This is a genomic window from Acinetobacter seifertii (assembly GCF_000368065.1).
GTDB lineage: Bacteria > Pseudomonadota > Gammaproteobacteria > Pseudomonadales > Moraxellaceae > Acinetobacter > Acinetobacter seifertii.
Window position 1 is genome coordinate 307,748 of record NZ_KB851199.1, and the last position, 22,851, is coordinate 330,598.

Annotated in this window: 14 protein-coding genes and 1 pseudogene; 8 read left to right on the forward strand and 7 right to left on the reverse strand. The window is 40.5% G+C overall.

Annotated features, from left to right (window positions below; genetic code table 11):
- Window positions 1-14: 14 nt before the first annotated feature.
- The 5 genes from F985_RS06415 to F985_RS06435 all read left to right on the forward strand — a co-directional run bounded on the left by F985_RS06415 (window position 15) and on the right by F985_RS06435 (window position 5,100).
- Window positions 15-1,856, forward strand: coding sequence for a monovalent cation:proton antiporter-2 (CPA2) family protein (locus F985_RS06415; protein ID WP_004699007.1), 1,842 nt, complete (start codon window positions 15-17; stop codon window positions 1,854-1,856).
- A 165-nt stretch (window positions 1,857-2,021) separates the two neighbouring features.
- Window positions 2,022-2,897, forward strand: coding sequence for an Hsp33 family molecular chaperone HslO (hslO, locus tag F985_RS06420; protein WP_004699009.1), 876 nt, complete (start codon window positions 2,022-2,024; stop codon window positions 2,895-2,897).
- Window positions 2,898-3,034: 137 nt separating this feature from the next.
- Entirely contained in the window at window positions 3,035-3,646 is a 612-nt protein-coding gene (locus F985_RS06425; RefSeq protein WP_004699012.1) for a LysE family translocator, read from the forward strand.
- A 150-nt stretch (window positions 3,647-3,796) separates the two neighbouring features.
- Window positions 3,797-4,759, forward strand: coding sequence for a DnaJ C-terminal domain-containing protein (locus F985_RS06430; RefSeq protein WP_004699014.1), 963 nt, complete (start codon window positions 3,797-3,799; stop codon window positions 4,757-4,759).
- 11 nt (window positions 4,760-4,770) lie between these two features.
- A complete protein-coding gene (locus tag F985_RS06435) occupies window positions 4,771-5,100 on the forward strand; it encodes a chaperone modulator CbpM (protein ID WP_004699016.1) in 330 nt (109 codons plus the stop codon).
- 229 nt (window positions 5,101-5,329) lie between these two features.
- Here the strand turns inward: F985_RS06435 and F985_RS06440 are convergent, their stop codons facing one another.
- From F985_RS06440 to rpsO, 3 genes are all read right to left on the reverse strand, one after another.
- The gene (locus F985_RS06440) at window positions 5,330-6,541 is read right to left on the reverse strand and encodes a magnesium transporter CorA family protein (protein ID WP_004699020.1); all 1,212 of its coding nucleotides are present in this window, start codon (window positions 6,539-6,541) and stop codon (window positions 5,330-5,332) included.
- Between the two features lie 87 nt (window positions 6,542-6,628).
- A complete protein-coding gene (gene pnp, locus F985_RS06445) occupies window positions 6,629-8,716 on the reverse strand; it encodes a polyribonucleotide nucleotidyltransferase (protein WP_171063660.1) in 2,088 nt (695 codons plus the stop codon).
- Window positions 8,717-8,972: 256 nt separating this feature from the next.
- Window positions 8,973-9,242 carry a 30S ribosomal protein S15 gene (rpsO, locus tag F985_RS06450; protein WP_001229357.1) on the reverse strand — a complete coding sequence of 90 codons (270 nt, stop codon included), beginning with the start codon at window positions 9,240-9,242 and terminating at the stop codon, window positions 8,973-8,975.
- Window positions 9,243-9,454: 212 nt separating this feature from the next.
- Between rpsO and F985_RS06455 the strand changes: the two genes are divergently transcribed.
- Window positions 9,455-10,753, forward strand: coding sequence for a serine hydrolase domain-containing protein (locus F985_RS06455; RefSeq protein WP_004699024.1), 1,299 nt, complete (start codon window positions 9,455-9,457; stop codon window positions 10,751-10,753).
- A gap of 717 nt (window positions 10,754-11,470) precedes the next feature.
- On the opposite strand, the gene recD is transcribed toward F985_RS06455, so the two are convergent.
- The 3 genes from recD to F985_RS06470 all read right to left on the reverse strand — a co-directional run bounded on the left by recD (window position 11,471) and on the right by F985_RS06470 (window position 20,668).
- Entirely contained in the window at window positions 11,471-13,222 is a 1,752-nt protein-coding gene (gene recD / locus F985_RS06460) for an exodeoxyribonuclease V subunit alpha (protein ID WP_004699026.1), read from the reverse strand.
- 108 nt (window positions 13,223-13,330) lie between these two features.
- Window positions 13,331-17,029: a UvrD-helicase domain-containing protein gene (locus F985_RS06465; protein ID WP_004699028.1), complete on the reverse strand. Its 3,699-nt coding sequence runs from the start codon at window positions 17,027-17,029 to the stop codon at window positions 13,331-13,333.
- A 3-nt stretch (window positions 17,030-17,032) separates the two neighbouring features.
- On the reverse strand, window positions 17,033-20,668 hold the full coding sequence (locus F985_RS06470; RefSeq protein WP_004699031.1) for an exodeoxyribonuclease V subunit gamma: 3,636 nt from the start codon (window positions 20,666-20,668) through the stop codon (window positions 17,033-17,035).
- Window positions 20,669-20,838: 170 nt separating this feature from the next.
- On the opposite strand from F985_RS06470, the gene F985_RS06475 reads away from it, so the two are divergent.
- A complete protein-coding gene (locus tag F985_RS06475) occupies window positions 20,839-21,351 on the forward strand; it encodes a hypothetical protein (protein WP_004699033.1) in 513 nt (170 codons plus the stop codon).
- Window positions 21,352-21,532: 181 nt separating this feature from the next.
- Window positions 21,533-22,063: pseudogene (locus F985_RS06480) on the forward strand (MFS transporter); the annotation flags it as partial.
- A gap of 27 nt (window positions 22,064-22,090) precedes the next feature.
- Here F985_RS06480 and F985_RS06485 read toward each other — a convergent pair.
- Complete coding sequence (locus F985_RS06485; protein WP_001223318.1) at window positions 22,091-22,792, reverse strand: IS1-like element ISPa14 family transposase; 702 nt, start codon at window positions 22,790-22,792, stop codon at window positions 22,091-22,093.
- Window positions 22,793-22,851 lie beyond the last annotated feature (59 nt).

The window sequence follows — 22,851 nt, forward strand, 5'->3', positions numbered from 1 at the left end:
ATTCGGGGTAATGAATGTCATTCCTACTGCAAGCAACAATTTTTCTTGGAGCTTCTCTGATTTTAGTCCCTTTGGGTAAACGCTTAGGGATTGCAACAGTTTTAGGTTATTTATTTACGGGCATCCTTCTTGGCCCAAGTGTTTTAAATATTGCCCATGACCCTGAAGCCATTATGGAATTGGCTGAGTTTGGGGTCATCTTACTTATGTTCCTCATTGGCTTAGAGTTACGTCCACAACGTTTATGGGAAATGCGTGACTCCATTTTCGTGATGGGAAGTTTGCAAGTGGTGATTACGGGCGTAATTCTTATGCTCACCGTATTGCTACTATTTCAGCAACAACTTGCTGCCAGCTTTGTCATTGGTTTTGCGCTTGCGCTGTCTTCTACAGCCTTTGTATTACAGTTACTGACCGAAAAACAACAACTCAATACCACCTACGGTCAGCAATCGTTTTCAATTTTGCTTTTCCAAGATATTGCAGCGATTCCTTTACTGGCAGTGATTCCACTGTTGGCAGGAACAGAATCTACTCATCATGGCATTGCTTATTTTGCGGCCATCATTGCAACATTCAGTGGTCTGTTTCTATTTAGTCGCTATGTGATGCGTCCATTTTTCCGTTTCGTTGCAAAAAGTGGTGCAACTGAACTGATTACCGCAGTAGGGTTATTTATTATTCTTGCTGTTGTTCTACTCATGGATACTTTAGGAATTAGCACAACTCTAGGCGCTTTCCTCACTGGGGTACTTTTAGCCGACTCAGAATTCCGTCATGAACTTGAAGCAAGTATTGCTCCATTTAAAGGACTATTACTTGGTTTGTTCTTTATGACTGTGGGTATGACTACGCAACTGTCGTTACTGATTGAAATGCCTTGGCTCATTATTGGTGGAGCGATTGGCCTACTCGTTATCAAAACCCTCGTGTTAACTGCGATTGCCCGCTATAAAAAATACAGTTGGAACAATAGTCTGCTGCTTGGAACTTGCTTGGCTCAAGGTGGTGAATTTGCTTTTGTCATTTTAAGTCTTGCGAAAAGTGAAAAAGTTTTAACTGATGCTTTATTAGAGCCTGTTACGCTAATTGTGACGTTGTCGATGGTCCTTACACCAGTAATTTACTGGATTATGGCAACTAAAATCATTCCTTTGTTTAATAAAGAACGTCCACCTGAGTATGATGAAATTCCTCAGCAAGATAATCCAATTATCATCGCTGGGTTTGGACGCTTTGGACAAATTATTGCACGTATTGCCCGCTTGCAGCACTTAGGCTTTACTGCGATCGACAACAACCTTCATCAAGTGGACTTTGTGCGTCGATACGGCGGTAAACTCTATTACGGTGATGTCACGCAACCTGATTTACTTCGCTCGGCAGGCATTGAAAAAGCCCAAGTATTTATTTTGGCAATTGATGATGTCGAAGACTCGATGAATGTTGCACGACATCTGAGATTAAACTATCCACACATAAAGCTACTAGCACGCGCTCGTGACCGCCATCATGTACACCTGCTAAGAGATTTAGGTGTTGAACATATTTGGCGTGAAACCTATTTATCATCATTAGGTATGGCTTATCGCGCTTTACGCGAACTCGGTATTTCTGATGAACAGGCTTATAATAATATCGAAATCTTTCGAGATTATGATGAGAAATTACTCATACAGCAGCAAAGTATTTATACCGATGAACAAAAGGTTTTTGAAACCCATCGTAATGCGCTGGCTGAACTTGAGCACCTCTTCGAAAGTGATGCAAAGCAAGCCACATCAAGACATGACGTGGACTTAAAGCGTCATTTACAACCAAATCGTATCGACATTACACGAGATCACGAAGAATAACTTGAGATTTCGCAAAATGGCTATATTAAGGACTTATTCACATTGCCTAAATGATTGCGACAATCGGTACAAAAGTTGCCGTTGTCCTGCTTGCAGCTTCGCTGCATTCCCTAAGCTTGATTAAACCGAAGTTGTTATAATCTGCTTAGGGCCCTGGAGAATATTATGTCTGATTTACGCCAACGCTTTTATATAGAGGACTTTCCTGTTCGCGGTGAAGTAGTTCATCTAGAAGAAGCATTACAAACTATTTTAGCTCAACGCGACTATATGCCTGCGGTTAAAATTCTACTAGGCGAGATGTTGAGCGCGACTGCATTACTTGCAAGTACTTTAAAAATCAAAGGCCGTATCAGCTTGCAAATCCAGGCTAGCGGCTCTTTCAAATGGGCTATGGCTGAATGTAATCACTTAGGTGAAGTTCGTGCTTTAGCAGACTACGAAACAGATCCACGTTTTGTTGAAGCAACTGACAGCAGTACAGTCCTTGGTGCTTTAGTTAATCCAATTTTATTTATTAACATCGAGCCTGAGCATGGTGAGCGTTATCAAGGGATCGTACCTCTTGACCAAACAAATCTAGCAGGTTGTTTGATGCAGTATTATGATTTATCTGCTCAAATTCCAACTCGTATTGTATTGGCAAGTACAGCTAAACGTTCTGGTGGTTTACTCATTCAGTTATTACCTCGTCATGATGAAGAAGAGCAAAAACTGGTTGATGAAGACCTATGGCCACGTTTGACTATGCTGACTGAAACGCTTAAGCCTGAAGAATTAACAGAACTTTCAGCGAATGAGATTTTGTATCGTCTGTATAACGAAGAAGAAGTACGCTTGCCAGAAGTTGAACACTTAAAATTTGGCTGTACGTGTTCTAAAGAACGTTGTGCTAAAGCATTACTTCAAATTGGTGTTGATGCTGTTCATGAAACACTGGAAGCTCAGAACCCAATTCAAATGGATTGCCAGTTCTGTAACACCCGTTATGAGTTCACTGCTGAAGAAGCACTAGGTTTATTTGGCGAACATTTGAGTTAATTACTCACCTCATAAAAAGGCGGTCAAACCGCCTTTTTATTTATCTATAGTTTTTTGATGATAATTTTCAGCATCTTATTTTAAATCAGTTAATATGAGCTTACTTTATAGCCTAATAAACAAGATGCTTATATTTCATGAATTATTTTGATTATTTTCTCTTTATTTTCAGTGTCATTATTATGATTGCTACCCCTGGCCCAGTCATGATTTTAGTGGCAAGCGCTGGGCTTAAAGGCGGCTATAAAAAAGCACTCGAAACCATTTTTGGTACAAATCTCGCATCACTGGTTTTAATTTTTATTTCAGTACTCGTACTTAAAGGAGTACTCGGTATTAATGAAAGCTATTTAAATATTATTCGTGTTTTAGGCTGTCTCTATATTGGCTATTTAGGATTTAGTATTCTAAAAGAAGTGATTCAAGCTCCACATCCAGAAGCAATACAAACCGTTTCTGCCCAAAATGGTGGTTTTAAAAAGGGCTTTTTGGTCGGTATTTCAAATCCTAAAGATATTATTTTCTTTTCAGCTTTCTTTCCTCAGTTTGTCTCTATTTCACCTAACTTAAATTTCAGTCTAACTGTTCTTACCCTGACATGGATTGTTTTGGATTTTTTAACCCTGTCTTTAGTGTATGTGTTTTTCCGCCGTCTTTCTAACAGCCACTTATACCCTAAAATACTCGGCTTATGCGGCCTATTGCTTTTATTAATTGCCTTATACGGTTTATATCAGACTTTTATGTAAAGATTGAGAGGCATAACCCTAATCGACTTATGTCTTTTCCACCTTGCCTCTCCATTTCTGTAAGAGAACAACTCTTATACAATCTAGCTCATTGAAAGCCTTAAAAATTGTTTCATAATGAAATAAACAACACCATCGTGATAAAACATTATGGCCAAAAATTATTATGAAGAATTAGGGGTTACACGAGAAGCCTCTGCTGATGAAATTAAAAAAGCATATCGGAAATTAGCTCGTAAATATCACCCCGATATCAGCAAAGAAAAAGATGCAGAAGAAAAAATGCAGGCGATTAACGTTGCCTATGACACCTTAAGCAGTGCAGAAAAAAAAGCTGAATATGACCAAATGTTAGATCATCCACAAGGCTTTAATGGCTTTGGTCAAGGAGCGGCTCAAGGTGGATTTGATGGTGCGCGTTTTTATCGTCAGGGCTTTACGGGCGGCGGTGGTGAACAAGCTGATTTTAGCGGTTTTGAAGACTTATTTGGTCGTTTTGGTGCTGGTTTTGGTGGTGGGCAACAACAATACCAAAGACAACAACGCAGTTACCGAGGTGAAGATCAGCATGCCAGCATAGAGGTCGATCTTGATATTGCCTACCATGGATCAACACAACAGATTACCTTACAAATTCCGACTGTGAATGTCTATGGTGAGCCTGAGGTACAACGTAAAACCCTACAGGTGAAAATACCGAAAGGCATGAAGGAAGGCCAACAAATTCGCCTAAGCGGACAAGGTCAAAGTGGTATCAATGGTGGTGCCAACGGCGATCTTTACATCGAGATTCAATATAAAGACACAGATCATGTTCATGTCGAAGGCAGTGATGTATATTTAACTGTAGATGTAGCACCTTGGGAGGCCGCATTAGGTCAAGGTATTGAAGTAAAAACACCTGCTGGGCCATTACATGTCAATTTACCTAAAAATGCAAAACAAGGACAACAGCTACGTTTAAAAGACAAAGGGATACCAAATAAAACGCCAGGCCATCTTTATTTAATTTTAAATATTGTATTCCCGCCTGCACATTCTGAAAAAGAAAAAGAAGCGTATCAGCAATTGGCAGAAGCCTTTGCTTCATTCGAACCTCGTTCATCTCATTAGGGAGCAAGATCATGACAACCATCCATTATCGAGAAATTGTATGTGACGGCCACACCTTTAGTGCTGAAGTCGTTGATGAACAATCTACATTTGACTTACAACAATTTGCCCAAGCCTGTGGTCAAAGCCCGGACTGGATTCTAGAGCTTATTGAGTACGATATTTTAGTGATTGAAAGTACACCTGAAAAACATCAGTTTATGGGTGAAGATGTTGCTCGTGCTCGTAAAGCGTATCGTTTGCAACGTGACTTTGATGCAAGTTTGGCAGCAGTTGCGGTGATGTTAGATTTGATTGATGAAGTGCAACAACTTAGAAAACAGTTGAAGCATTTTCATTAAGATTTTTTCTTCTAAATAATATTTCACACAGGTATGAGCTAACGTGATGGGCGGCATGGATGCCGCCTTTTGGGCTGCGGTAACATGGATGTACCGTCAGCCCAAGAAAGGGGTTTTGTTACTTTTGCCCAGTCAAAAGTAAGGATATGCCTATGCAATAAGTATCAAATTAATCCCTAAATTTGAGGCAGTACTAACAAATCAACTTTACTGATTTTGAAAATTCCTATTACTTCAACCGAGTAATCTTCTCTACTTCCTTCAAAGTCTGCTTAATCGGTTCATATTCCAAAAACCAAAATAAATTCATACGCTCTTGGCGGTGCTGCTGAGCCAATAAATCAATAACACTTTTTTCGCCACGCCCTACTAAATGCTGTCGATAGAAGTAGTAAAGTAAGAAAACCGTACTGAGCAACATGACACCGAGCATAATCCAGAAACCCACTGGCGACTTAAGCCCTGGAATAAACTCAAAGTTCATTCCATAGATACCTGTTAAGAGTGTAAGCGGTGCAAATACGGCCGTAATAATGGCAAGAATACGCATATTTTCATTGGTCTGGTTCGCAATCGCTGAGAAATGCAAATCAATCGCCGATTGAATAGCACTACGTAAACGTAAAGTATGCTTTTGAATACGTTCGACATGACTCATTAAATCATTCAAACGAACTAACAAAAGATCTTGAGAACTATGTGTCCGCTCACCAATCACATGATGATAGTTTTCGACAATTTCATCTCGAAACTCTTGCAAGGTTTCGATTTGCTCTTCGCATAAATTTTCAACTTGTTGAAAAGCCATGTTTTCATGGAACAGTTGATGCCATTGTTTAAAACGGCGATTGCCCTGTAGTAGTTGTTGTTGCCAGTGCTCGACCCTTCTAGTTAAAGGTGAACGAATATCAAGATAACCATCCACCATGCTATTGAGCAGACGTAAACACAAATCTACAGGTGAGTTAGGCAACTTACGGGTTTTGTTTTGTTCTTCTAAGGTTTTACATAAAATATTTTCAAGACGCTGAATATAATTTTCAATCGACTTGTTACCATGCTCACGTACGCTAATCAGAACTTTAGGCGTAAAAATAAAACTAATTGGCGTGGTGGCTAAGCCAAATACACTCTCATGAGTTTCCCCATTTTTAATTTCATCATCAGGTGTCACGAGCTTTTTGAAAATGAGCAGATCATATTCTTCAAGCGTATCAAAGGCACAAGGATGCTCAATATTGGCAATATCTCGCATATGAAATTCATTAATTGCGACATCTGAAAGCTGCTGAATTTTCTGTTGCCATTCTTCATTATGATTAACAACATCAGATCTCACACTATCAATCCAGAAGAACTCTAGAACATGTTCAGTGTGCTTTTCTCGGCTCAAAAAAACATAGCCATCCTTTTGATGACGATAAAAATAATAAACCTGCATACCACGTCGATCTGTTTGTGTATTACTTGCATCATGCCATAAAAAAAGCCCGCATCAAGCGGACTTTTTTATTAGTGAGTTAAGCAATTATGCTTGCTCAATATCTTTCATAGTCAATTTGATACGACCACGGTTGTCAACATCAGCAACTTGTACTTTAACTTCCTGACCTTCTTTAAGAACATCAGTTACGTTCGCAATACGTTCATTCGAGATTTGCGAAATATGAAGAAGACCATCAGTACCAGGCATAATGTTTACGAACGCACCAAATTCTACGATACGGATAACTTTACCGTCATAGATTTTACCTGGTTCAACTTCAGCAGTAATCGCTTGGATTTTTGCAATCGCAGCTTTAGCAGCAGCTTTAGTTTCACCAAATACGCGAACTGTACCGTTATCTTCGATATCGATTGCAGCTTTAGTTTCTTCAGTAATTTGACGGATAGTTGCACCACCTTTACCAATTACGTCACGGATTTTGTCCGGATTAATTGTAATTACTTCAAATGTTGGAGCATGCATTGAAATTTCAGGACGAGCGCGTGAAATTACTTTGTTCATTTCATTGAGGATGTGCATACGACCAGCAAATGCTTGGTTTAACGCAACTTCCATAATTTCTTCAGTAATACCTTCGATCTTGATGTCCATTTGAAGTGCAGTAATACCGTTTGCAGAACCTGCTACTTTAAAGTCCATGTCGCCAAGGTGGTCTTCGTCACCCAAGATGTCAGAAAGTACAGCAAAACGCTCGCCTTCTTTCACTAAGCCCATTGCGATACCAGCAACTGGCGCTTTAAGTGGAACACCTGCATCCATAAGTGATAATGATGCACCACATACAGAAGCCATTGAAGATGAACCGTTAGATTCAGTAATGTCAGATACAATACGAATCACGTACGGGAAGCGGTCAGCAGCAGGAAGAACTGCTTGAACACCACGACGTGCTAAACGACCATGACCAATTTCACGACGTTTAGGACCAGATTCACGACCTGTTTCACCTACAGAGTATGCAGGGAAGTTGTAGTGCAACATGAAGTTGTCAGTTTTAGTACCAGAAAGCGTATCAACCATTAACGCATCACGAGTATTACCCAAAGTTGTTGTTACCAACGCTTGAGTTTCACCACGTGTAAATAATGCAGAACCGTGAGCACGGTCTAATACACCAACTTGAACGTCGATACCACGAACAGTTTTAGTATCACGACCATCAATACGTGGCTTACCTGACAAGATGTTGTCACGTACTGTGCGGTATTTAAGGTCTTCAAATAATTCGTTTACTTCGTCAGCAATGCCAGTTTCGTCATTTTCAGGAACGAACTGAGCTACAGCTTCTGCATAAAGTGCATCAAGTGCTGCATAACGGTCTTGTTTAACCGCAATTGTATATGCTTCAGAAATTTTAGCTTCGAAAGCTTCTTTTAATTGCTCAAGAAGTGCTTCATTTTTAGTTGGAGCAACCCAAGTTGATTCAACTGCACCAGCAGCCGCAGCAAATTCTTTAATTGCTTGAATCGCGATTTGCATTTCGTCATGACCGAAAAGCACCGCACCAAGCATTTGGTCTTCTGAAAGCTCTTTCGCTTCAGACTCAACCATTAATACAGCAGACTCTGTACCCGCAACCACAAGGTCAAGGTCAGATTGAGCAAGTTGTTCAAAATTCGGGTTTAAAACGTATTCACCGTTAATTAAACCAACACGTGCGCCACCAATTGGGCCACGGAAAGGAGTACCAGCAATAGACAATGCTGCTGATGTACCAAGCATTGCTGCGATATCAGCATCCATAGTTTTGTCAGAAGAAACAACTGTTGCTGTTACTTGAATTTCGTTGAAATAACCTTCTGGGAACAACGGACGAATTGGGCGGTCAATAAGACGTGAAATTAAAGTTTCAGCTTCAGACGCACGACCTTCACGCTTACCGTAACCACCAGGGATACGACCCGCTGCATATTGTTTTTCTTGATAGTTAACTGTTAACGGGAAAAAGTCTTGACCCGCTTTTGCTTTAGGTTGAGCAACAACTGCAACTAAAACAGTTACACCACCCATTGTGATTAAAACTGTATTCGCTTGACGAGCAACGCGACCCGTTTCTAAAACGACTTGATGTTGACCGAATTGGAATTCTTTACGAACGATGTTAAACATTGACATGTATTGTATTTTCCTAATTTTATTCTAGTGAGACCCCTAAGGTTTGGCATTCAGACTACACCAATTGGTAGATAAATGACAAAGCTTAGAAGCCATCACACTAGACCAAAAATTTTAAATAATATTAAACGCAAAGAAGGAGCGCACAAGCGCCCCTTCTATAAATCGCCTAACGGTGATTAGACGAAACTTTCTTTTCAGGAACAAAGCATAGCAACATGCGATAAACCGAAAACAAAGCAAAATCGAATTAACGACGTAGACCTAAAGCACCGATCAAAGCAGTGTAACGCTCGTGGTCTTTACCATTTAAGTAGTCAAGTAATTTACGACGTTGGTTAACCATACGGATCAAACCGCGACGGCTATGGTGGTCGTGTTTGTGAGCTTTAAAGTGACCTTGTAAATCATTGATTTGAGCAGTCAATAAAGCTACTTGTACTTCTGGTGAACCAGTGTCGTTTTCAGCGCGAGCAAATTTAGCAATGATCTCTGCGCGGTCTGCATTAGTTAAAGCCATTCGATTTCTCCGAGATGCTTAAAAAATAAAATGATATGAATCAGTTGAGCGCAACTGACTGCCGTGCATCACTACAGCAAGTCGCCTATTTTAAGGTATCTATATATGGATTGCAAAATTGTTTTCAGTTACCTGTCATTTTAGACACTGACATCAGCGTCTCAACCCTGCACACTTGACCTTCAATAAAAAGAAAGAAGCGCGAGGGACGTGTGAAAATATTTTCGACTAACACCTGTCCAGTACAAGACGATATTGGATCGGTCATTCATCACAAAGATGAAGTGCCTGCCGAACTGGGCGGAATGAATGAACATCAGGTTCAAAAGATCTGGAAAAGTATTGAGTCACTCTATAAAACCGGGAACTATCCGCTCATTACTTTTTGTTTACGTAGACAAGGGAAAATTTTATTAAATCGAAGCATCGGCTATGCTCAAGGGAACTCTCCAGCAGGTCTGCAAAATAATGCACTCATTGCAACGCCTGACACTCCTGTTTGCTTATTTTCAGCCTCAAAAATGATTACTGCCATGTTGATTCATCTTTTAGATGAAAAAGGTGAAATCAACTTACTCGACCCTGTCAGTTATTACATTCCAGAATATGGTGTAAATGGGAAGCGCCGTGCGACGATCTTTCATTTATTAGCACATCGTGGCGGCATCCCTTATATAGACGGCGAAGTCACTCCTGAACTGCTTTTTGATAAAGATGAAATTTTAAAGCGTCTATATGCAGCAAGACCCGTTTCCCCTGCAGGTAATCACCTCGCCTATCATGCTGTAACTGCAGGTTATATTTTGGGAGAAATTATTGAACGAGTCACTGGACAAGATCTTCGTCAGTTTGTACATGAGACCATCGAAAAACCAATGGGTATGCCCTATTTTAACTATGGTTTGAAGCCAGAATATCGTGCAAAAGTCGCACTCAATTGTGCAACAGGCTTACATCCTCGCTTAGGGACAGACCATTATCTCAATCATGTATTAGGCGGCGGTTTACAACTCGCTGTAGATGTCACTAATGACAGCCGCTTTATGGATACGATTTGTCCTGCCGGTAACATTTATACGAGTGCAGAACAGGCTGGACGTTTTTTCGAAATGCTCTTAAGTGGTGGAAGTTATCAAGGCAAACAAGTTTTAAGTGAGAAAACAATTTTTAGAGCAACTCTACCGACCACAGGAGTTAATATTGACCGAACCTTATTAATCCCGATGCGTTATGCATTAGGTCCAATGCTCGGTAGCAATCCGGTAGGTTTATTTGGTCCAATGACTGGTCAAGCTTTTGGTCATCTTGGTTTTTCCAATATTTTATGTTGGGCCGATCCAGAACGTGATATTAGCGTTTCTCTGTTGACTACTGGAAAATCCGTAGTAGGTACTCATCTGCCTGCTTTGGCAAATCTGCTCTATCAAATTTCTAGCCAATGTCCTCGAATTCCTAGAGATCAACGTCGTTCATTGTTCGGTAGTGACTCACATGAAACAGATCTAGTTTAAATAGCAATAATCTAGCTATAAAATAAAAAACCCAAGCATTTCTGCTTGGGTTTTTGGCGCTGTAGTTCTTATTTATCGTGTTTATCGCTGTTCTTATTGTTATATGTGAGATGCTTTATACATCTTTCTTCTAGTTTTACTCACTTCCGTTGTTTTTATTTCTATTTCCTTATGGGATGTATTCTCTCATATCCAATTATGAAGAAAAGTAGTATTTTTCTTATCATCATGTAAGCGAAAACGTACAGGTCTGTCTAATATTTAGCGTTTGTCTGTAGCAGCTAAATAACGTACGGTTCTGTATAACATTTAACTTAACAATTCACAGGAAAAATGACTATTTAAGAATCATATTATAAATAAATATATTAATGCGATTGGTTTAAATTGTTGATAATAAGGACAAGAAATCGTGTGAAATACATAAAGATTTATTTAATTTATTTGACGTGATAAAAAGTCAAAATATAAAAAAGCCCTGTAGTCTCTCCCAAAACTACAAGGCTTAGCGGCTGTAAGTTTCCTCTTTATTCACCTACTTCATTGTAAGTTCGCAGTCTCTCGACTTAAGTTATTATTATTGTGCGATTTTGCCCGACATTCCTTGCCAAGCTCGTTGTGCGTTTATAATCTCAAAAACAGGGGGGGTTCTCTAGCAGCAAATATCTCGAATCTATGTAAGCTTTTTCTTACAAAGGTCAAAATATTAAGTTTGACTTAACGAACTAACCGATTAACCTTTTCAACTAAACCGCTTCTTCTTGTCGTCCGAACTGTAAAAGATTGTAATAAAGCCTCAGGGTGAGCCAAAAGACTCACTACCTTTTTCGCTCGTGTAATCGCAGTGTAAATAAGTTCTTGGCTTAGCAAATTTTTGGCAGCCTGATCGAGCACTACAGCAGTATGTGTAAATTCAGAGCCTTGCGATTTGTGAATGGTTAAGACAAATGCACTTTGAATACTTTTAGGTAGTCTGTTTGCAGCAACCCATTTATTTAAACTAGGAAAATACACTTCAAACTGTTGAGGCTGAGTACGGTGTTCAAAACATAAACCAATGTCACCATTTGAAATGCCAAGTTGGTAATCGTTATAAGTCATCATAACTGGACGACCAACATACCACCCTCCTAAAGTCACGATACCCAGCTGTTGTTGTAACCAACGTTCGGCATATTGATTAAGTTGCTGTAAGCCAAATGGTCCATGACGTACAGCAGTTAAAATACGGTAGTCATCGAATGACTTAACGATATTTTCAATATGCTCAATTGAGCGATCATCTTGTAAATAAGCTTTTAGGCTTTGCACATAGCCTTGAAAACCCACCATCAACTTTTGATAGTAAGCTTCTAGCTCTATAGGTGACTCTTCAGGTAAGTATTCAAGCTGAACCACATCGGGCATATCAACTTCTAAAGGAATTGAACGTAACTCTGAAACCTGAACAATATCAATTTCAAATTGCTGCAAAACCTGCTCATGATTGATTTGACCGGTTTGCATTTGAATAAATCGTGCCACTTGCCCAATTAACGCACCTTCTGCAAAACGACGACTGGTTTGAAGGTGAACACGGTTTTCAGACAAAGCGTCGATTTGCTGTAAATCTGCAAGTACCGCTCCAACATCTACTGAAGCAAGCTGGTTGGCATCGCCTAGCAAAATAATTCGACAAGACTCAGGCACCGCTTCAAATAATAAAGTTGCCAGATTTAAATCCAGCATAGAGGCCTCATCCACCACAATAACGTCATAAGGCAAAGTTTGCTTTTGATTAAACCGTGGAGTTTGACTATGCCCCATACCCAATAAGCGATGAATAGTTTGGGTACTTTGGTTTCTTAGCTCGTCACTCATCAGCCCCGACTCAAGAAGCTTAGGGTCGTTAAACGAGTTTTGTAAGGCTTCTTGCATACGCTGTGCAGCTTTACCCGTCGGAGCAGCCATCGCCACACGAATATGAGGGATGGCTTGGCTAAGTACAGCAATAATACGAGCCAGCGTATACGTCTTACCTGTCCCCGGCCCACCTGTAATGATACTTAAGCTCTGCTGAGTCACCATTTGCAAAGCAGCTTGCTGATGTGGATCCGTGAGTAAGTTTAAATGCTCTCCACACGAAACTGGTTGAATTGGTTGTTGCTTTAATCGACGAATTTGCTCAGCTAGACGTTGCTCTAGGTTCCAATATCGGTATAATGCCAACCCCTGCCCGTCGTGGACACAAGGGGCAACTTGAGACATCGCTTGTTCTGCGGATATCGCCAGTTGACCAAGTGTTTCTGTTTCTTCTGGGCTAATCGCAATACAACTGTCACCTTGCAAGCTCGCTTCAATAAGCTGCTGCAAAAAACAAGCTGCCTCTGGAGCTTGTGTCTGTGCAGTAAACGGAGCTTGATTTAGAAAGGTACTCCAAGTCGTCAACCAGCTTAAATCGCTTTGTTCAGGGCTATTTAGATTGTCCACACACTTATCCACCTAGTTTTCCACACGCTTGTCCACATGGTTATAGACAGGATTATCCACACCCCAAGTATTTGTTAATTCTAAAATTAGATCATTTATCAGCATTTTTTATGCAATTTTATCCTCAGCAAAGTACCCTAAAATAGCATCGAGTCGTAGAACAAATTCTGTACTTGGCTGCCAATAATAATAACCCTGCTCAGCTTCGCCATTCATACCGCGCAAGTAAAGATAAGTTGCCCCGCCTAAGTGTTGTTCAATATCATAATTCTGCATTTTGACTTTTAAATAACGATGTAGCGCAACTAAATACAAGCCTGCTTGCAACCAATAGCTGGCTAGAGACATACTTTGTGCAATGCTTTCTACACTGTAATCGGCAAGGTTTTCACCCAAGTAGTTACTCTTATAATCAGCAATGTGATAACGCTGCCCATCAAAATAAACTAAATCTATCGAACCATTTAAATAGCGTGCAGAACGAGCTTCTAATAACTCAGGCATTTCCATTCCATATTCAGCAAACAGCTGCTGAATACGTTTCATAGCTAACACTCGATCTGACAGGGCCAAATAAAAAGGACACTCTGATAAATAGTGCTCTGGCTGTAACTTATTTAGGCGAAAGCCTTGATATAACGGCGTGTTTAGAATCTCTTGCAGCCATGTCGCCACAGCGTGATAAAGCGAATATTCCGCTTCTTGTTCTTCGGGAAAGCTTTCTTGGTATTTGATTAATAAATCTTGCCACAAACTACTGTAGTCATTTTTAAAACGACGACGTATTTCACTTATCCATTCATCGGCACATTGAAAATCAATATGCTCAAAAATTTCATGTAAGAAATTACCTGCAAGTGTCCCTCTCGGAAAATTACTTTTAATCCAGCTAATGGGCTGTGCTGCGGCAGCCTCAACAGAAATAACCTGATCGAGTTCATCTTCGGCTAAAACAGCTTCATGACTCTGGCTCGCGAGTAAATCGGTACCTACTTTATGTCTTAAATGCTGTGCCAGATAACTAAAACTGGTTTTGCCTCTCGAATAAAAGCGCTGGTCAGGAAAGTGTTGTGCCTGTAATTCAATAATATTAATGTGTTGATTTAAATGCATGGCAACAGGTGGTTGCTCCAAAATCATTTCATCGCAACAACAACGGTGCTGGAATGGTCCAGCTCTGTTTTTCCAAAAAGCTAAACCTGAAACAGACTTACCATCTGTATCTTGCATGAGCGCATAAACACGATGACTAGCACGAGTTAAAGCCACATACCAAAGGCGGTTTTGTTCCGCCAAAGCTCGTTCTTCATGCTGCTTCAGTTCGGTTTCGTTTAAATACGTTTTATCGGCAATCGCAACAACTCGTTGTGTTACGGTTTGAGCAGATTCAGGCGTAGTGACATCTTGAGTTGAGAAATTGAGTGTTTTGTTATTTTCCCGAAATGGCTTATCAGCCCCAAGCAAAAAGACAATTTTAAACTCAAGGCCTTTCGACTGGTGAATAGTCATAAGCTGTACGCCAGCTTCACTCGACAATCTACGCTCTAGCTCCCACTCACGGTCAAGCGGTGACTGTAATTGCTTGAGATACCAATGATAGAGATTTTGCGCACCCTGATATTTCTCGCTATGCTGACTCAAAATTTCGGTCAAATGACGCAAGTTCACAACAACCCGCTCATTATCTTTACTCTGGACAGCAACTAGATTTTTCCAAATGCCAAATTGGTTTAAACATTGCTGCCATGCCACTAAAAAGCCCTGAGCTGACCAAAGCTCCCGAATAGCATCAAAGCCTGTCATAAACTGGCTTAAACCTTCCGCTGTTTGCTCAAGTTGCAACAGTTGTTTTAGATCCATAGCAAACAATCGGCTAATCAAAGCTCGTTTCACTTTTGCCTCATCGTAAGGATGAAGAATCGCGGTGAGTAAGGCCCCAACATCTTGAGCAATTGTGCAATCAAAAACACTTCGTTTTGATGGCCGGTTAACGCGTATTCCTAAACGTTCTAATTGAAATTGAACTTTATCAAGGCCATCATGGTTGCGTGACAAGACCGCAATATCATCTTCATTTAAAGCTTGGGTCTGAGTATCTTTTTGAAGATATAACTGCCCAGTATGTGACTGGTTGAGTACATCCCGAATCTTCCATGCCACTTGCTGTGCTTCCGTTTCCTTGTCTTTTAGCAGAAGCCAACGTAAAGGGTGCGGGTTAGGCTGATTTTGATCGACTAAAGCTGGGTGAGGTCGAGTCCCTGCCCGAATTGGATCATATTGAACTTGCTCACCGAAGTCGATTTGCCTTTGAAATAAGGCATCAACCACTTCAACCAAGTCAGCGACTGAACGATGGTTATGAATTAACTTATATTCGCGACCATGCTTTGCCTGAATATCTTTGTAGGCATTTAAGAAGGTGAGCATATCCCCACCACGGAAACCGTAAATTGCCTGCTTACGGTCACCTACCATAATCATGCAACCTTTTTGGTAACGATCTGGATGACGCCAAATGCTGGCGAGCATATCATCTTGGTCTTGGTTGGTGTCTTGAAACTCATCAACCAAAATTAAGGGATATCGAGCCTGCACAAATACGGCGAAACGTTGCCCCTGCTCGCCCTTTAAAGCTTCTGACAAAGTGCGAATTTGCTGAGAAAAAGTCGTCTCACCCTTATTTTGTAAAACCTGAGGTAAACGTTTCTTAACTTCTACACACAAATAGGCTTTTAAATAAATATGAAGCTGATCGAACTGTTCAGCGTAGTTTTTCAGTACACCAAATAGTTGCTGAATCTGATGAATACAGGGATGCTGATAAAATCCATCCGAAATTTCAGCGGGACATTTCTTAAAAACTTTCTGATCGGCAAGTTGGCCTAAAAACTTAAAAATAAGTTCCCGTTGTGCTGCCAAAGATCCATCAAAAACCAGAATACTGTCGCTTTGGGTGAGAATTTGTAAAAGCTGCGGTAAACACTCGCTAAATAATTTGTTAAACGCCCCATTACGAAATATCGTGCCGCTTACATGTTTATAGTGTTCGCCATCAAGCAAGTAATACGGCTCTAAAAGGCTTAAGTCAATTTCTGTTGCCAACTGTTTGAGCTGCGCAAGTTGTTCAAACTGAATGGTAGGCTTTTCGGGAAGTTTAAAGTGAGCCGAACTAAAGTTCAGTGAGTCTTCGACCAGTTTGACAAAACTGTCGACACTTTTTAACTCACCTGCCAGATACAACGCATCAATCACAGTTTGAGGCTGAGACTGTATCCATTCACGTAGTACATCATGAATTAGTTGGCGGCTATAGGCTTTAGCATCATCGGTAATTTGAGCACGTTCAATTTTGCCGCTCTCAAAAGCAAACTCACGTAATAGCTTTTGGCTAAAGCTATCGAGTGTTCCGACAAACAGCTCATCCAACTGATCGATGACCAGCTTTAAACGCTCACAGGCATAGGCAATACGTGTCGCAAAATGCTTGAGAACATGTTGGAGTAATAAGTCAGATTCATGCTCGGCCTGTAAAAGAATCTCTTTTTCAGTCAAGCTCCGCTTAGCATCTAAATAACGGTAGGTTTCGACTAAACGCGCACGAATTCGGCTTTTTAACTCAGCCGCAGCAGCGCGGGTGAAGGTAGTCGCAATGACTTGGCGCGGTAAATATTTCTCAAGAAAAATACGTACCATCAAACTCGACAGTGTATAGGTTTTCCCTGTGCCAGCCGAAGCTTCAATTAAATGCAATCCGCTAAATTCAATATCAGTAATAGGTTGATAAGACACCTGTACTCTTGAGTTCATGCCTTACTCCGAATATTGAAATTGAAAAACTGGATGATACAAATCATATGCAAACTCATCACAAGCGTGTTGAAGCAATGCTTGTGCATCTTGTTCTTGCAAAATAAAACGCCAGTCCTTATGTAACTTACACGCTTCATTTTGAGTCATATCGATAGCGGTAAATGACCCAGTTTCATTCCAGTATTTTAACAGCTCGGTATAGCTCTTCTCATCCAGTTTTATTTTTTCTGTCTGATTTGATACTTCCCACTGATATGCCTTGGCTTTTTCCAGAGGCTTTAGCATTAAAGCTGCTGGTAGAACCAGTGGTTGCTGTTGAGCATAACGCCAGATCTTAAACCACGGTTGTAAATACTGCCGAGCTTGCTCCGAACTAATACCTTTACAAATCACGGTCTGGTCACTAAAAACTACAATACGGCGTCTTTCAGCTCCTGCACTTCCCTCATTTAAATAGGCCAACCAAAGCAGGTACTCTAGCCAGACTTTTGCACGTCTTTTGGCCCGAGCACTTGATGCTTCCATGCTGACCCAATCCTGAGTTTCAGATTTTGGCACCGTAATATTCATATGCAGCTGTTTGGCAATTCGCCAGCTTCGCTGCGTGGTTTGTGTCACGGCTGGTACATAATGATGAAGACGTTCAAGCAAACATTCCTGTTCAAAAACGCCTTGTTGCCAAGCACTATATTGAACTTTGCCTACAGGCAACTGATCAAGTAGAGCTTCAGGCTGTGCCTGCTGTTCGTTTTGCTGTAAAAAATGTCGAATGGTATAACGGCCTAAACCATCTAAAAGCAAAGGTTCGTTCTGATCTAATTCCCCCACACTTCCCAAATTTTCGACACCTAAAGTTTTTAAATAAAGGCGTGCAGGGAAAGTCACATCCTGTATCCACTGATGGCTATCTAAAACCAGCATGTCAGGTATTTCCAAAGGATAAGATGTATTCGCCCAAGGCTTAAGAACACCAGATGCTTGTTGAATTTGCATCGCCACGTTAAACCAATGATCTTGATAGCGAATATAGCTGCTATCCGCCATGAAACCTTTAGGGTCAAACGGCTGTAAATAATGTAAATGATAGAGTTGCTTTAATTGAGACGGAATTTCAATGCCTTCAATGACCTCTCGTTCAGGTGCATTTGGCTCCGGTTTTACAATAAGCGCAAGATGCTCACGGAACTCTTGAAGAATACTTGAAGGGTCTCTCACTTCACCGTCATTGACATCAAAACCGTTATAAAACAGCCATAGATTTTCTTGAGCTAAAAGTAAGGCGTCTAAGAAAGCGCCTTGGTCATCCTCAAGACGGGAACGGTCACCTAGTTGTTGACGTAAAGCATCCATCAAATCAAATGGCACGTGGGTATCACGGTTTGGAAACTGCCCTGCATCAAGGTTCAACATCACAATTAAGCGATAAGGTAAGGGACGAATTTGTCCAATCTGGGCAAAGGTAATCTGCCCAGTCGGTTCAGCTTGTGCCGTCTGGTTTTCTAAAGTTCGCTGAATCTCATCGAGGATATAAGGCAAAGGCAAGGTAATTTTACGTAAGGTGCCTGTTTCTGCCTCGGCATAGTAACTCGCAAGCGTTAACATACGCTCTTGTTTTTTCACAATTTCTCGAGCAGTTTTTAAAGCAACAACACCAGCCTGTTCAAACTCGACTATATCTTGCGACAACACTTGCAGCCAGTATTCTACTGTATGTACTTTTCTTTGCTCGTGCATAATCAGCCAATCACGGCGCTCATTTAAATCTTGATAAATCTGAATGAGCGTACCAATCAGCTCAAAATCGCCTGGTTGAACTTTAGCGTAACTCAGCACCTGATTAAATGTAGCATGTTCGGGAATTGCAATGCCGAGCGCTAACCGCTCTAAAGCAAATTTAAAACTATAACGATAATCATCGTCGCCGTCACATAAGCTACGTTTCAGATGCTCTGCATCAAGACCACGTTTAAACCCTGCATCGGCCAGTAATGCCAAAACTCGCTCTACTTGAGCATATTCAAGAGCATAGCACTGCTGCGTCGCATGTAAACCAAGCCAATCAGCGAAATCATCAAAGCTAAATCGTCCTTGCATAAGGTGAATACGCCCAATCACGGCACGCCATGCATTAAGTGCATCAAGTGAGGCAATACCTGCAATTTTTACGGGTAAATGCACACCTTGCTCAGTTGCCGTAGCTGGAAAAACACTTCGTATTAAAGGCTCAACTTCTGCCAAATTAGGCACTAAAACCAGAATATCATTTGGGCGACGCGGCTGTTCATGCGGTTTAGCCAACCAGCCAATCAACTGCTCTTTCAAGACTTCAAGTTGGCGCAATGTTGAGTGGCAAACATGAATCTGGATAGAGTCATCTTTCAGTGCAAGTTCATATTGCTTAGGCTGTGGTTCCACCAAATGCAAAATATCTGACTGAACTTTGCCAAGTAAACTTTCAGGAAAATCATCTACAAAGGCGTCGACCCATTTACCTTCCTCACCTGTAGACAGGTTCGAAAGTAATGAGAAGTGATCGCGGGCTTGTTTGCCCAGTCTTGTTAAAAGTGGATGCCTCGACTCACGCGCCTCAGCATTAAAGTTAAGCGTAAATTTATCAAAGAAATCGGCAATTTCAGCATCGGTCGCTTGAGGATTTTTCGCTATAAAACGCTCTTTCACACCTAAGTCATAACGCTGTTTCCACAGCGGATCGACACTATCGGCCCAATATTCCTGTGAAGGGTTATAGTGCAAAATCAAAACATCAATGTATTGCCCTAAACGGCGCAAAAATTGAAGCTGGCTAGGCGGTAAATCTAGCAAAGTAAAAACGACAATTTGCTCTGGCAAACGAGATAATGCCTTCTTCTGGCGCTCAGGATGGTCTAATTCCTGCCAAAACAGCTCGTCAATTTGCTGCATTTGCATAAAATCATCATGAAAGTGCTGCTGCCATAACCAACGCTGCCAACGTTCTAACTCTTGTGTTTGCTGCAAAGTAAAAGCAGAAATTTCTTTATCTTTCTGCGCAATATACTTTTCGATATCGAGTGCTCGGCCTTGTCCCCACGCTGCTAACCAGTTATTTGGACAAGTACAGGTATTTTCACACCCACGTTGGCACTGTCCCCGATAAACCATGTAGTTACTAAATAAATCGGCAACCTGCTCAGCCACCCAATACAACATTTTTTGTTTTTTTAGCTGCTTCTCAATCCCTTGTTCAAGTCGATCTGCGCTGTCGTAAATACGCTGAACAATAGAATGTAATGGATGTGAGTCATCTATACTCATTTCATCAGGCTGAATAAATTCTTGTAAGGCTTGATGTACACGCCATTTAAAAATCAGGCGTGGAATATTCGCTTTGCGAACTTGTTCTTTATGCGCAGTAAGAACCTGTTGATAGGCGTACCACTGAAAACCTCGAACCCGTTGATGGAACTGGTAATTGGCTGTCATTCCTTGTTGTTCTGCAAGTTTTTGTATCAGCCACTGCTCAACTGCAGGACTAGGTACAATAAAATGCTGGGCTTTCAAAACCTGTAAAGGATGCGTAGAAGGTTGGGACGTAGACGCAAGTACGCCCTGCAACAACACATCAATACGTTGACTTTGAATAACATGGATGCCCATTTATTTCATACCCTACTCGCATAATTTATGCACAAAATCATAAACATTCATTACTATACAACTGAATCTGACTATGTCACGTTGGTTTAAACACAGCATAATCTAACTTTAGGTGTCACTTGCCTTGTGTTTGGAAGGCACCATTAAGGAACCCATTACAGGTAAACATTATGAAAATTGATAACATTCCTGACTATATTGATCCTAGCCTAAATCTGGAACAAATTCGCGATGAGTGCCACGATCTCATTCAGAAAAGAGCTTACGTGTCTGCTGGTGCAGCAATTGTACCGATTCCTTTTTTTGACGTGGTCGTAGATTTGGGAATTTTGACACAGCTTATTCCCGATATTAATGCTCGCTTTGGCTTAGCACCTGAACATGTCAGCGTCTATGATCCAAAAACAAAAACTATTCATTGGGATGAATTGCGTAAACGTGGCTTTCAATTTTCAGGTTTTATGGTCGCGCGTACAACCGTTAAAAAAACCTTTAATGGTTTCTTTGGCAAAATCGTAACCAAACAAGTGACAAAATTTATACCATTAGGTGGACAAATTGTTGCAGCAAGTTTAGGTTATTTTATGATGAAAAAAATAGCCCAAACTCATCTAAATGATAGCTATAACCTTGCTAAGCGTATTCAACAAAAAGGAATCAACTCTACAGTACTTGAGAGTTAATACAATCCTATCGTAATTTTTTAAGGCACGTGACTGTGCCTTATTTTTTGCTTTTAAAATTTACACAATAAAACAAAAGATATGTTAAAAACTGTAATCTTCACTTATTTTTTTAAGTTTTACTAAAGTTTAAAAGTCTATTATTCAGTCTACAATGCCAAATGAAATACGGAGAGTCATTGTGGAATATGGACAATCAACATCCCGTTTACGTGCCATTTTTAATGTAACCAGTGGCAACTTCCTAGAACAATATGACTTTTTCCTCTTCGGTCTATATGCAAAAGCGATAGGTGAAACTTTTTTTCATTCTGATAGCAGCTATGCCGCACTAATGAAAACTTTTTTGGTATTTGCCGTTAGCTTTTTGATGCGACCAATTGGCGCACTCGTCTTAGGCCCATATGTCGATCGAATTGGCCGCCGAAAAGGATTAATGGTCACCTTAAGTATTATGGCACTTGGTTCCTTGTTAATTGCATTAACACCTGGATATGCCACCATCGGCTTTGCAGCCACTGTCTTAATATTTGTTGGTCGTCTAGCCCAAGGTTTCTCAGCTGGGGTTGAGTTAGGTGGTGTCTCCGTTTATTTATCTGAAATTGCTGAACCACATAACCGTGGGTTTATTACTAGTTGGCAATCTGCTAGCCAACAAGTTGCTGTAATTTTTGCTGCCACATTAGGCTATTTAGTCAGCTTAGCGTTTACGGGTGGTGTTTCAAAAAGTATGCTGACATTAAATGAAGCCATTATTGATGTAAAAAAAGGTTAAGTCGAAAGCTTTAAAATGGTTTTCAATCTTTTTTGAAAAATTACAACTCCTTCTAAAACCACGCCTAATTCGATGCCTTATTTTGCAATTATTACCTTCAATACCTACAGTAAAAAATTTACCAATACTTTGCTTGCAGTTTTTAAAAGCAGTTATGAAACTGTCCCAATGATCACTTGCAATTCGGGTGTAGTGAATACCTAATTGTTTAAGCTTTGTTTTCAATCGTTGAACTGTAGCTAAGTCTCTTTTACCCCAAACATAAGCAACAATCTCACCTGTTTCTCGATGGTAGGCGTAAATAAGCCATTGTTTATTATTTTTATTTCCCACAAAAGTCCAAAACTCATCAACTTCAAGAGACTCATAATGACTTTGTTTAGGCTGAATTTGGTAGGTCGATTCGGTTAAAGTACGTAAAACTTTACCGATACTGATTCGCTCAACTTCAGCGATATCTCGTATACCACTACCTCTGACCATCAACTGTAATATTTTTCGAGTAATGCCTGAATTACATCCTAGATAGCTCAGAGCATGGTCACCAATAAACTGACGTTTACAGTCTTTGCACTGATAGTTTTGTTTCCCATCTACTTTGATGCCATTTTTCTTTATACTGTCACTGAGGCAGGTTGGACATTTGATTTCTAGAGTTATTCGCATTTCTCTATTTTATCAAAATTCAACCTGCTTTGTTTCAGCATACTTTTTGAAACACCACC

Bases quoted from the DNA above. Each gene is read 5' to 3' on its own strand.
- F985_RS06415 (WP_004699007.1), top strand. From the start codon at position 15: ATGTCATTCCTACTGCAAGCAACAATTTTTCTTGGAGCTTCTCTGATT.
- hslO (WP_004699009.1), top strand. From the start codon at position 2,022: ATGTCTGATTTACGCCAACGCTTTTATATAGAGGACTTTCCTGTTCGC.
- F985_RS06425 (WP_004699012.1), top strand. From the start codon at position 3,035: ATGAATTATTTTGATTATTTTCTCTTTATTTTCAGTGTCATTATTATG.
- F985_RS06430 (WP_004699014.1), top strand. From the start codon at position 3,797: ATGGCCAAAAATTATTATGAAGAATTAGGGGTTACACGAGAAGCCTCT.
- F985_RS06435 (WP_004699016.1), top strand. From the start codon at position 4,771: ATGACAACCATCCATTATCGAGAAATTGTATGTGACGGCCACACCTTT.
- F985_RS06440 (WP_004699020.1), bottom strand. From the start codon at position 6,541: ATGCAGGTTTATTATTTTTATCGTCATCAAAAGGATGGCTATGTTTTT.
- pnp (WP_171063660.1), bottom strand. From the start codon at position 8,716: ATGTTTAACATCGTTCGTAAAGAATTCCAATTCGGTCAACATCAAGTC.
- rpsO (WP_001229357.1), bottom strand. From the start codon at position 9,242: ATGGCTTTAACTAATGCAGACCGCGCAGAGATCATTGCTAAATTTGCT.
- F985_RS06465 (WP_004699028.1), bottom strand. From the start codon at position 17,029: ATGAACTCAAGAGTACAGGTGTCTTATCAACCTATTACTGATATTGAA.
- F985_RS06470 (WP_004699031.1), bottom strand. From the start codon at position 20,668: ATGGGCATCCATGTTATTCAAAGTCAACGTATTGATGTGTTGTTGCAG.
- F985_RS06475 (WP_004699033.1), top strand. From the start codon at position 20,839: ATGAAAATTGATAACATTCCTGACTATATTGATCCTAGCCTAAATCTG.
- F985_RS06485 (WP_001223318.1), bottom strand. From the start codon at position 22,792: ATGCGAATAACTCTAGAAATCAAATGTCCAACCTGCCTCAGTGACAGT.